The organism is Pelagibius marinus (assembly GCF_014925385.1).
In the GTDB taxonomy this organism is placed as follows: Bacteria; Pseudomonadota; Alphaproteobacteria; order Kiloniellales; family Kiloniellaceae; genus Pelagibius; species Pelagibius marinus.
In genome coordinates, this window is sequence record NZ_JACSDK010000008.1 from 230094 (window position 1) to 241755 (window position 11662).

Here is an 11662-nt window from a genome sequence, read left to right on the forward strand (position 1 = left end):
TGCGGCTTCAGCCCGGGAAATGCGCCCGGGTGCGGTTGGCGAAGGCGACCAGCGACAGCATGACCGGCACCTCGACCAGCACGCCGACCACCGTGGTCAGGGCGGCACCGGAGTTGAGCCCGAAGAGGCTGATGGCGACGGCGACCGCCAGCTCGAAGAAGTTCGAGGTGCCGATCAGGGCGCAGGGCGCGGCAACGTTGAAAGGCACGCGCCAGAGGTAGGCCGCACCGTAGGCGACAATGAAGATGCCGTAGGACTGCACCAGCAACGGCAGGGCGATGAGGGCGATGAGCAGCGGCCGCTCCAGGATCACATGGCCCTGGAAGCCGAAGAGCAGCACCACCGTGGCCAGCAGCGCCACCACCGAGAAAGGTTTCACCTTCCGGGTGAAAAGCGTCACCGCAGCCTCCCCGTTCCTGCCGTTCCGCGCCGCCCTCGAGAGATGGCGGCGGGTCAGGATGCCGGCGATGAGCGGGATGACCACGTAGAGCCCGACGGAGAGCAGTAGCGTCTGCCAGGGTACGTCGATGTCGGTGACGCCCAGCAGGAAGGCGACGATGGGCGCGAAGGCGAAGACCATGATGACGTCGTTCAGCGACACCTGCACCAGGGTGTAGGTGGCGTCGCCGCGGGTCAGCTGCGACCAGACGAAGACCATGGCCGTGCAGGGCGCCGCGCCGAGCAGGATGAGGCCGGCGATATACTGCTGCGCGTCGGCGGGGGCGATGAGATCGGCGAAGAAAACCTCGAAGAACAACAAGCCCAGCGCCACCATGGTGAAGGGCTTCACCAGCCAGTTGACGACGATGGTAATCACCAGGCCTTTGGGCCGCTCGCCGATGTGACGCAGGCTGGCGAAGTCCACGTTCACCATCATGGGGTAGACCATGCCCCAGATGAGGACGGCTACCACCAGGTTCACCGAGGCGTATTCCAGCCCGGCGAGAAAGCGGAACACAGCCGGCAGGGTGTTGCCCAGGCCGATGCCCGCGGTGATGCAGAGCGCGACCCAGAGCGAGAGCCATTTTTCGAAAAATCCGATGCCGCCGGCGGCCCTTTCAGCTACCGTAAGTGTTTCACTTTTCATAGAATCCCCGTCTTTCACAGCCCTCCGGCGACGCCAGGGGCGACGCCGCGCGACTATGCCGCAAATCGGCTCAAGGCAACAGTGGCCGGATGACGCAGGCGGCCCGCCGGGCGGCGCGCGCAACCCAGGCGCTAGGCAAGGCTTCCTCGTTTGTGCGATAACAACGCCTGCAAGGTTTTCCGGGGCGGTAGTGCAGGCCGTCCGGTGGGGCCGGTCTGCATCGTCTTGGGGAAACAGCGGCTTGGGGCGCTATGGTCAGCATTGAGCTTGTCGAGAGCGAAGCCCAACCGCCGGAGAGCGCGGTGGCGCTGCTCGCTGCATGGCAGCGGTTCAACGCTGACGGCAAAGGCCCGACGCGGGAGGACTTCACCCCTTTTGTCCTCAAGCCCTGGCTCGGCAACATCGACGTCTACGTGGTGGAGGACGGCGGCCCCGACCGCGCGATGAACTTTCGTATGCGCCTGAACGGCACGGAGGTCGTGGCCCTGACCGGCGAGGACTGGACCAGCAAGACCGCCCGCGACATCGACCGCAGCCTTGGCGTCAACCTGCATGAGGAGTTGCTGTCCGTCTATCGCTCGAAGCGGCCGCTGGCCCACCACATCCGCATCTTCCAGAAAGACTACGTCACCGCCTATCGCCTGCTGCTGCCGATCTTCTCGGAAGAGCGCGACGGGACGGTAGTGCAGATCTTCCTGGCGATCTTCGACGAAGGTTAGCGGCGCTCGACCGCCGCGCAAAAAATGGGGCGTACCGGTTACCCGGCACGCCCCCAAAAACCGGACCGCAGCCAGGAGAGCCTTTGGCTCCGGCCTCGGCCTCAAAAGGCGTTCAGGCCTCTTCCTCCTCGACTTCACCGGCCGGGCAGCAGCGGTACTCCTGCGACTTCTCCAGCAGGGCGATCTGCTTGGCCAGCAGGTCGTTCTCGAGCTTCTTGCGCTCCAGTTCCAGCTTAATCTCCTGCTCCCGCGCCGGCTCGCAGACGATGCACTCGTCCAGGCAGCCCTTCACCAGGATCGCCGGAGTCGGCAGGCAGGACTTGAGTTCGAAGGACAGCTCGGCGGCCAGCTTCGGGTTCACATTGCCGCCCACTTTGTCAATCAGGCCGGCAGCGACCAGGTCCTTGTCGACAGCCTGCAGCGCCCGCTGACGCGCGGCCTCGGGGATCGGCTGGGCGCTGGCGAAGCGCTGCGCCGCCAGCGTACGGCTGGCGAGCTGCACGCCCTGCAACTGCCCGCCAACGTCGCCGCCACCGGTCGAGACGGCGCCCGCACGGTCGGCAACGAAGCTGGCGCGGCTGACGGATTCCACCGCGACACGCCGGGTATCGGTAGCCAGCACCGCTTGCGGAATCACCGAGACCTCGCCCGTGAAGCGCGGCGGCTGCAGCGTCACCTTGCTGTCGCCGGCGGGATCGATGACGCGCCGGGTAATCGCCAGGATCTTGAAGCGAACAATCTGCGTCTTGTTGATCTGGTAGGCGAAGTACGTCACCGCGTGACAGCGGTTGGGATTTGAAACCGTTCGCGTCGCCGCCTCGAATGTGCTTTCCGACTCGCCTTCGGCATGCGTGCGGGTCTGCACCTCGCCCACTGTTACCGAACTGGAGGTGCGGGTCGCTTCCACCGAGCGTTCATGGGACCCCTCAGCGTGGCTTTTCAGCTCACGCAGGAAATCGAAGGTCGAGGAGGCGCTGTAGTTCCCGCTGAGCTCGGCCGAGGCGCCAGCGAAGACGGTCTCCAAGGCGCCCGACGTGCTCCCTTCGGTGTGGAAGGAACCCTTGCTGGAGCGGTCGGAGTCGATGTCGTCACGGATGGAGAGGTCCGACATGAAGCGGTCCATCGAGCTCATGTAGTAGGATTCTTCCGACGTCTGCTCGTGGCGATAGCTGACTTGCGACTCGCTGTCGAAGGTAAAGCGGTTCTTACGGCTGGATGTGAACAGCCGTACCGTCTCACCCGGCAGCAGCGTGGTCGAATAGACCAGGTCGCCCAAGGACAGCGGCCCCGGGCAACGCTCGAAGAGCACGCTGATTTTGATTTCGACGGGAATGTCGCCGATGCGATTGATCAGGCGATAGTCCCAAGTCAGGCGATTGCAGCAAGGCTCCTCCGTCAACTCCGGACAGCAGGGTACGGCACTGGCTTTCATCGCCTTCTCCTGATTGGCAGCCATGATAGATTCCTCCGTTCGGCCACAGGCCCCCGACCGGCCCGCGGCAAGGGCGGGCTGTTCCGGCCTCCTACGAGGCACGGCGGGGACAAGCGGTGTCTGGTTGCTCAAGCGGCAAACCCGAGCGGCCGGAGGCAAAGGGGCAGAGGTCTTCAGAAACAGCGGCGGACGAACAACTTTCAATTCCGAACCGAAGGTGCCGCGTCTCTGAACCGCCGTATCGGCGGCGACTTCAACCGGGCATCCGAAAGCGACGATGCGCTTCCCGTTCCTTGGCCACAAACCTTCCCAGGTTCGTCACGAACTGCCGGGCCTTCTCGCCACGGCAGAAGGATGGGGTATCACGCGCCGTGAAGCATCGCTGTGACATTGCGCACCGCTCTCCCTCTGCGCGCCGTCAGCGACTCCTCTGCGCCGCCGCCTACTTCTTTATGGACCGGCTAGTTCGCTATATGCGCGAGATAGTGAGCCAGGACCACAAGGTCCGCGTCACCGAGCGACGCCACCACCTCGACCATGGCGGCGCGATCACCGAGCCGCCGTTCGGCCTTGTAGTCGTGCAGGGTCCTCGGATGACGGTCGTCGCGCTAGTGGCGCAGCGACGGCACCTGCTTCCCGCTCAGCAGCTCGGCGCCTCAACCACCGAGCAGCGCCTTGCGGCGCTCCAGGCTCTCGGCCGGCCAGCAGGCCTCGCGGTCGTAGTATTCCGGAAAGGCGAGCGCGCCTTTGGGCAGCTCGAACCAGGGCTGCTTGGAAGCGGTAAAGATGTGGATGTCCGGCGGCAGGCGGTCGGGGTCGTCCAGGGTGCCGACCCGGACGAAGCGGACCTTGTCGCCGGCCCCGGCATAGTTGCTCCACAGCGCCACGTGGCAGGAGGGGCAGCGGGCGATCTTCTGGCCCTTGCCGCTTTCGCTGGGCGTCAGCACCACCTCCGGCGTACCCTGCAGCAGCTCTACCCGTTCGGCCTCGATCATGGCGTTCAGCACGAAGGCCGAGCCGGTCTCGCGCTGGCACCAGCGGCAGTGGCAGCAGTGCACGTACATCGGCCCGGTCATCAGGCGATAGCGCAGTTGCCCGCAGGCGCAGCCGCCTTCCAAGGGATAGCCCCCGGTCTCGCTCATTCCTCTTCCTCCCCGGTCAGCCTCGCTCCGCAAGCGAGCCACTCTACCGACTCAGCATGCCGCCGGCGGCGATGCGAGGCAACCACCGCCGGCAAGGCTGGAAGACGGCAGATCAGTTCGGCACCTGGACGGGAACCACCACCTGGCGGGTGTTGGCCCCCGAGGTCACCTGCAGCGCCTGGATGTAGGTGCCGTCGTCCCAGTTGCCGGAGACCGGGCGCAGGGCGAAGCGATAGACGCCGTCGGGAAACTCGGCGAAGCAGGCCGGGCAGACGCCGCTCTGCACGAAGACGAGGCTGATGCCCCCCGGGTTTTGCAGGGCGGTAAAGGAGAAGTCGCCCTCGGCCAGGCCCGTGATGGGCAGCCCATTGGCGGTGCGCGCATAGACGAAGACCACGACGATGGAATCGTTGCCGACCGCCGCCGCCCCGCTGGACCCGGTGCCGCCGCAGAGCACGTGTCCCGCGATGTCGCAGGCATCGACGTCGATCACCACGTCGAGGTTCTGGTTGGGCACGATGATCGTTTCGGCATTGGCGATGCTGGTGATCGCCAGGGCGGTGATGAAGAAGAGAAGGCTGTAGTAGATGATGCGAAGGCGTTGCATTGGGCTCTCCCGCATTGATTGCTCCCCGGACCGAGCCTGCCCGCGGCCGGCGCCGGACCCTATGCGGAATCCCACAAATCCAAGGTCTCCCCCCTTATTTGCCGGCCGGACAACCCTTTTGCGCCGCCGGTGGACGGCGCCGCCCGCCCTGCGATATGGTCCAGCGGTTGAACCGGCCGCTTCCGGCCCCAAAATATGGGGCCGGTTCCGCAGCTTCCGCGGAACCGTGTCTTGGAGTAGTTCTGCGATGTCGCCCGAATGGATCACCCGCTTTCCCGAGCTGGGCAAGCTGACGGCGGCCGAGCAGAAGCTGGTCGCCGAGCGGGCGCAGGTCGTCTCCCTGCCCGCCCGGACCACGGTCTTCGCGCCCGGCCTGCCGGCCGAGAACTTCCTGCTGGTGCTGGACGGCACAGTGCGGGTGCAGCAGGTCTCCTCCGGCGGCCGCGAGATCGTGCTGTACCGGGTGACCGGCGGCGAGAGCTGCATCATGACCACCGCCTGCCTGCTGTCGCAGGACACCTATAACGCCGAGGGCATCACCGAGACCCCGGTCCAGGCCGTCGCGGTGCCCAAGGCGGCTTTCGATGAACTGATGGCCCGCTCCGCCGAGTTCCGGCGCTTCGTCTTCTCCGACTACTCCAGCCGCATCACCGACCTGCTGCACGTGGTCGAGGAAGTCGCCTTCGAACGCATCGACAAGCGCCTGGCCCAGAAGCTGCTGGAGCGCGCCGACGAGAGCGGGCACCTGAACGCCACCCATCAGGACCTGGCGGTCGAGCTGGGCACGGCCCGGGAGGTCGTCAGCCGCCACCTGAAGGAATTCCAGCGCCGCGGCTGGCTGGAGCTGACCCGCGGCCAGATCGCCCTGGCGGACCGCGCCGGCCTGGAAAGCCTGGCCGGCGGCGCCTGAGCCGCCCCCCGGAAAGTCCCGGAAATCCGCCACTTTCCGGCGATTGATCTTCCTCAAGGCAATTTCACGCCCATTCGTGACTAAATCACATATCAGCGGTAGCGGGATCGTTAGTCTGCGGCGCAGAGCATCGCAATGCCGGCCCTCCCCAGCTTGAAGGAGACGACCCCCATGAACCGCAACGTTGGAACCCTTGACCGCATTCTGCGCGTCATCGTCGGCGTCATTCTGATCGCCCTGGTGTTCGTCGGCCCGAAGACCGCCTGGGGCTGGATCGGGGTGATCCCTCTTGTCACGGCCTTCATCGGCTTCTGCCCCGCCTACCGTCTGCTGGGCATCTGCACGAGCGCCAACAAGAGCAAGCAGGCCTAAGGGCCCACCGGGAAGACTTTGAGAGGAACGCCATGAACCCCGACGTGAAGACCTTCTTCGACGAAGCGACCTTTACCGCAACCCACGTGGTCTGGGACCCCGCGACCAAGGCTGCGGCCATCATCGACTCGGTCAAGGACTACGACCCCAAGTCGGGCCGCAGCCGGACGGATTCCGCCGACGCGGTTATTGATTTCGTAAAGGCCCAGGGCCTGACGGTGGAATGGATCCTGGAGACCCATGTCCACGCCGACCACCTGACCGCGGCGCCCTACCTGAAGCAAAAGCTGGGCGGGAAGATCGGCATCGGCGCGCGCATCAACACGGTGCAGGGCGTCTTCAAGAAGGTTTTCAACGCCGAGGACGACTTCGCCACCGACGGCCGGCAGTTCGACAAGCTCTTCGAAGACGGAGAGACCTTCAGCATCGGCAAGCTGGAAGCCAAGGTGATGCACACGCCGGGCCATACGCCAGCCTGCTCGACCTATATCGTCGGCGACGCCGCCTTCGTCGGCGACACCCTCTTCATGCCGGATTTCGGCACCGCGCGCTGCGACTTCCCGGGCGGCGACGCGCGCCAGCTCTTCAAGTCGATCCAGAAGATCCTGGCGCTGCCGCCCGAAACGCGCCTCTTCCTCTGCCATGACTACAAGGCGCCGGGCCGCGACGAATACGTCTGGCAGACCAGCGTGGCCGATGAAAAGGCGAAGAACATCCACGTCCACGAAGGCGTCACCGAGGACGACTTTGTGCAGATGCGCACCGAGCGCGACGAGACCCTGGACATGCCCGTGCTGATCCTGCCGTCGGTGCAGGTCAACATGCGCGCCGGTGACCTGCCGCCGGCCGAGGGCAACGGCGTGCGCTATCTGAAGATCCCCCTCGACGCCCTCTAGGGGCCGACGGCGGACCGCAAGAGCCGAAGAACACAACATCCAAAAGGGTAACTGCCCGAAGGGGCCTCAGGAGGACTCCATGGAACTAAAGAAAGTCGACAAGACCTTTGCCGTGTCACCGCAGATCACGCCGGCCGACGTGGCCGAGCTGGCCCGGCAGGGCTACAAGTCCATCATCTGCAACCGGCCGGACGGCGAAGGCAACGACCAGCCGCTGTTCCATGAAATCGAGGAGGCGGCGGTCAAGGCCGGGATGCAGGTGCACTACCAGCCGGTGGTGAGCGGCAAGGTGACGGACGAGGACGCGGAGACCTTCGCCGACACCTTCGAGGCCGCCCCCAAGCCGGTCTTCGCCTATTGCCGCAGCGGCACGCGTTCCATCACCCTGTGGTCGCTGAGCCGCGCCGGCAAAATGCCGCTGGCCGACATCCTGGTGGCCGCCAAGAACGCCGGCTACGACATGTCCGGCGTAGTGCGGCGCATCGCCAACCAGGGCAAGACACCGACGGATGCCATCGACGGCAAGTTCGAAATCGTCATCGTCGGCGCCGGTTCCGCCGGCATTGCCGTGGCCTCCTCGCTGCTGGCGCGCGCGCCCGACCTCAACATTGCCATCATCGACCCCGCCGACATCCACTACTACCAGCCCGGCTGGACCCTGGTGGGCGGCGGCGTCTTCCAGGCCGACGAGACGGTGCGCACCCTTTCCTCGGTGCTGCCCAAGGAAGTGCATTGGATCAAAGCCGCCGTCGCCGCCTTCGAGCCGGAACGCAACGTGGTGCTGCTGGAAGGTTGCCGCGCCATTCAGTACGACCGCTTGATCGTCTGCCCGGGTCTGAAGCTGGACTGGCACAAGGTTGACGGCCTGGTCGACACCCTGGGCAAGAACGGCGTCACTTCCAACTACCGCTTCGACCTGGCGCCCTATACCTGGGAGCTGGTGAAGAACCTCAAGGCCGGCACCGCCCTCTTCACCCAGCCGCCGATGCCGATCAAGTGCGCCGGCGCACCGCAGAAGGCCCTCTACCTCTCGGCCGACCACTGGTTCCGCACGGGCGTGCTCGACCACATCGACATCGCCTTCTACAACGCCGGCGGCGTGCTGTTCGGTGTCAAGGACTACGTCCCGGCGCTGATGGAGTACATCGAGAAGTACGAGGCCGAACTGAAGTTCAACCACAACCTCGTGGCAGTGGACGGCCCGGCCAAGATCGCCTGGTTCGACCAGACCGACGCCGACGGCAACGTGACGCGCGTCGAGCGGCGCTTCGACATGATGCACGTCTGCCCGCCGCAGTGCGCGCCGGACTTCATCCGCGTCAGCCCGCTGGCCGACCAGGCCGGCTGGGTCGACGTCGATCAGAACACCCTGCGCCACAAGACCTACGAGAATGTCTGGAGCCTGGGCGACGTGATGAACGCGCCCAACGCCAAGACCGCCGCCGCGGCGCGCAAGCAGGCGCCGGTGGTGGCCCAGAACGTACTGGCCGACATGGGCCGCAACGTCGCCATCGGCCACTACGACGGCTACGGCTCCTGCCCGCTGACGGTGGAGCGCGGCAAGATCGTGCTGGCCGAGTTCGGCTATGGCGGCAAGCTGCTGCCCAGTTTCCCGACCTGGCTGCTGAACGGCAAGCGCCCGAGCCGCCTGGCCTGGCTGCTGAAGGAGAAGATCCTGCCGCCGATCTACTGGAAGGCCATGCTGCGCGGCAAGGAATGGCTCGCCAAACCGGAAGCGGTGAAACCCGAGGTCGTCAATTGAAGCAAGCCGGCAACGGCCTGACAGGACCGTGGATATGATCGAACGCCTGTTGCCGGGCATCGCCTGGGTGCGGAACTACGACCGCACCGCCCTGCAGGGGGATGCCCTGGCGGCGCTGATCGTCACCATCATGCTGATCCCACAGAGTCTGGCCTATGCCCTGCTCGCTGGGTTGCCGCCGGAGGTGGGGCTCTACGCCTCCATGCTGCCGCTGGTCGGCTACGCCCTCTTCGGGACCTCCTCGGCGCTGGCCGTAGGGCCGGTCGCCGTGGTCTCGCTGATGACCGCCGCGGCGGTGGGCAACTACGCCGGCGTCGGCACGCCGGAATACCTGGGCGCGGCTATTGCGCTGGCCCTGCTCTCCGGCCTCTTCCTGGTGCTGATGGGCCTGCTGCGCCTCGGCTTTCTCGCCAGCTTCCTCAGCCACCCGGTGATCTCCGGCTTCATCACCGCCTCGGGCATCCTCATCGCCACCAGCCAGCTGAAGCACATCCTGGGCGTCGACGCCGGCGGCCACACCCTGGTGGAGCTGGTCCGTTCCCTGGCCGGGCAGATCGATGCGGTGAACGGCCCGACCCTGGCGATCGGGGCCGGCGCCACGGTCTTCCTGTTCTGGGTGCGCAAGTCGCTGAAGCCCCTGCTGATCAAGCTGGGCCTCGGCCCGCGGCTGGCCGACAGCCTGGCCAAGGCCGGGCCGGTGGCCGCCGTCATCGCCACCATCCTGCTGGTCGACTCCCTTTCCCTCGACCAGGCGGGCGTCAGGGTCGTGGGCGAGATCCCGCAGGGCCTGCCGCCCGTCACCCTGCCGCCTTTCGACCTGGCGCTGTGGCGCGACCTGCTGCCCTCGGCGGTTCTGATCTCGGTGATCGGCTTCGTCGAGTCGGTCTCGGTGGCGCAGACCCTGGCCGCCAAGCGGCGCGAGCGCATCAACGCCAACCGCGAGCTGGTCGGCCTCGGCGCCGCCAACCTGGCGGCCAGCATCAGCGGCGGCTTCCCGGTGACCGGCGGCTTCTCCCGCTCCGTGGTGAACTTCGACGCCGGCGCGCGCACGCCGATCGCCGGGGTCATGACGGCGGTCGGCATCGGCCTCACCGCCCTGCTGCTCACCCCCCTCTTCCAGCAACTGCCCAAGGCGACCCTGGCCGCGACCATCGTGGTCGCCGTGCTGTCGCTGGTCGACCTCGGCGCCCTGAAGCGCACCTGGGACTACTCCAAGGCCGATTTCGCGGCCATGGCGGCGACCATCCTGCTGGTGCTGGGCGTCGGCGTGGAAGCCGGCGTCGTCGCCGGGGTCCTGCTGTCGGTGGTGCTCTTCCTGGTGCGCTCCAGCCGGCCGCACATGGCGGTGGTCGGCCAGGTGCCGGGCACCCAGCATTTCCGCAACGTGAAGCGCCATCAGGTGACGACCAGCCCGGCGGTGCTCAGCGTGCGCGTCGACGAGAGCCTCTACTTCGCCAACTCCCGCTGGCTGGAAGACAAGCTCTATGACATGGCGGTAGCCGACCGGGCGCTGAAGCACGTGGTACTGATCTGCGCGGCGGTGAACGACGTCGACGCCAGCGCCCTGGAAAGCCTGGAGGCCCTGAATGAGCGGCTGAAGGACGCCGGGGTCAGCTTCCACCTCTCCGAGGTCAAGGGCCCGGTGATGGACAAGCTGAAGCGCTCCCACTTCCTCGACCTCATGACCGGCAAGGTCTTCCTCAGCCAGTACGACGCCCTGGCCGAGCTCGATCCCATCACCACGGCCGAGGCCCTGGGCGCCAGCCGCCCGCCCCGCTCCGCCGCGACGGTGTAAGCGCTCTCACTCGCCCTTGTAGAGCGGCTCCGGCTGGGCGAAGAAGCCGCCCAGGATGTGGTAGACCAGCATATAGTTCTTCTGCTGGAAGGACGCATGGGAGATGCCCGACATCACCGCGAAGGTCTTGTCCGGGTTGGGCAGCTTCTCGAAGAACCTGGTCAGGTCCTCGAAGCCCGCGATGCCATCGTACTGGCCGCGCATGATGATCGTCGGCACGGGGATCTTCTCCGGGTCGACCAGCGGCAGCTTCGAGCACATGTCGATGTAGGTGCCGTTGGGCATGGAGTCGTCCAGGGCGCAGATCGCCTTGGCGAAGGCGTCCACCACCTTGTCCTCGGCGCAGCCCGGGTGGTCGCGGTTGAAGATCGACTGCACGAAGGCGTAGTCCATCGGCCGTCGGTTCGTTCCCAGGAACTGCGGCAGCTTCTTGCGCCGGTCCTCCAGGGTGGGGCTGCCCTCTCCGGTCCACACGAAGGCATCGAGGGCCAGCCGCTTCACCCGCTCGGGGTGGCGCTGGGTGAAGAGCGCCGCGCGCAGGGCGCCGGAGGAAATGCCGTAGACCAGCAGCGGGCCTCCGCCGCGCGTCTTCTCGATGTAGTCCGTGGCCGCGGCCAGGTCGTCGGCGCCGTTGGAGATGTCGCAGGTGATGTCGCGCGTCTTGGTGGAGCGGCCGTAGCCCTCCATGTCGACACACCAGGTGTCGTAGCCCTGCACCGCGAAGTAGTTCATGGCGGAACTGAAGGGCCGCCCCTCCACCTGCAGGTCGAAAGTCGGCGTCGAGGCCATGGAGGAGCCGTGCACGAAGAGCACGGTGCCCTTCTTGCCCTGCGGCTTGCCGACGTACTTCTCCCAGAGGAAAAGATCGACGTCCTCCCCCTTCCTGGTCCAGTGTTCTTCGCCGACGACATCCTTTTCCGCGGCCAGTGCGTTCATTGCC

At 66.2% G+C, this 11662-nt stretch carries 11 protein-coding genes; 6 read left to right on the forward strand and 5 right to left on the reverse strand.

From position 1 onward, the window contains the following. Positions 1-7: 7 nt before the first annotated feature. Entirely contained in the window at positions 8-1087 is a 1080-nt protein-coding gene (gene arsB / locus H7X47_RS09605) for an ACR3 family arsenite efflux transporter (protein WP_193368438.1), read from the reverse strand. A 251-nt stretch (positions 1088-1338) separates the two neighbouring features. Here arsB and H7X47_RS09610 point away from each other — a divergent pair, with 251 nt between their 5' ends. Continuing rightward, positions 1339-1806, forward strand: coding sequence for a PAS domain-containing protein (locus tag H7X47_RS09610; protein WP_193368439.1), 468 nt, complete (start codon positions 1339-1341; stop codon positions 1804-1806). Between the two features lie 112 nt (positions 1807-1918). Here H7X47_RS09610 and H7X47_RS09615 read toward each other — a convergent pair whose 3' ends face one another. The 3 genes from H7X47_RS09615 to H7X47_RS09625 all read right to left on the reverse strand — a co-directional run bounded on the left by H7X47_RS09615 (position 1919) and on the right by H7X47_RS09625 (position 4987). Beyond that, positions 1919-3262, reverse strand: a complete 1344-nt coding sequence (locus tag H7X47_RS09615) for a hypothetical protein (RefSeq protein ID WP_193368440.1) — start codon at positions 3260-3262, stop codon at positions 1919-1921. Between the two features lie 632 nt (positions 3263-3894). Further along, entirely contained in the window at positions 3895-4380 is a 486-nt protein-coding gene (locus H7X47_RS09620; RefSeq protein WP_193368441.1) for a GFA family protein, read from the reverse strand. 112 nt (positions 4381-4492) lie between these two features. Beyond that, on the reverse strand, positions 4493-4987 hold the full coding sequence (locus tag H7X47_RS09625; protein ID WP_193368442.1) for a hypothetical protein: 495 nt from the start codon (positions 4985-4987) through the stop codon (positions 4493-4495). A gap of 247 nt (positions 4988-5234) precedes the next feature. On the opposite strand from H7X47_RS09625, the gene H7X47_RS09630 reads away from it, so the two are divergent. The 5 genes from H7X47_RS09630 to H7X47_RS09650 all read left to right on the forward strand — a co-directional run bounded on the left by H7X47_RS09630 (position 5235) and on the right by H7X47_RS09650 (position 10722). Next, complete coding sequence (locus H7X47_RS09630) at positions 5235-5897, forward strand: Crp/Fnr family transcriptional regulator (protein WP_193368443.1); 663 nt, start codon at positions 5235-5237, stop codon at positions 5895-5897. A 171-nt stretch (positions 5898-6068) separates the two neighbouring features. Further along, positions 6069-6269, forward strand: coding sequence for a YgaP family membrane protein (locus H7X47_RS09635; protein ID WP_193368444.1), 201 nt, complete (start codon positions 6069-6071; stop codon positions 6267-6269). 32 nt (positions 6270-6301) lie between these two features. Further along, positions 6302-7165 carry an MBL fold metallo-hydrolase gene (locus tag H7X47_RS09640; protein ID WP_193368445.1) on the forward strand — a complete coding sequence of 288 codons (864 nt, stop codon included), beginning with the start codon at positions 6302-6304 and terminating at the stop codon, positions 7163-7165. A gap of 79 nt (positions 7166-7244) precedes the next feature. Beyond that, positions 7245-8927 (forward strand): bifunctional protein tyrosine phosphatase family protein/NAD(P)/FAD-dependent oxidoreductase, encoded by a 1683-nt coding sequence (locus H7X47_RS09645; RefSeq protein ID WP_193368446.1) that lies wholly within the window; start codon positions 7245-7247, stop codon positions 8925-8927. Positions 8928-8961: 34 nt separating this feature from the next. Next, entirely contained in the window at positions 8962-10722 is a 1761-nt protein-coding gene (locus H7X47_RS09650; protein WP_193368447.1) for a SulP family inorganic anion transporter, read from the forward strand. Positions 10723-10728: 6 nt separating this feature from the next. Here the strand turns inward: H7X47_RS09650 and H7X47_RS09655 are convergent, their stop codons facing one another. After that, positions 10729-11658: an alpha/beta hydrolase gene (locus tag H7X47_RS09655; protein WP_193368448.1), complete on the reverse strand. Its 930-nt coding sequence runs from the start codon at positions 11656-11658 to the stop codon at positions 10729-10731. Positions 11659-11662: the final 4 nt, after the last annotated feature.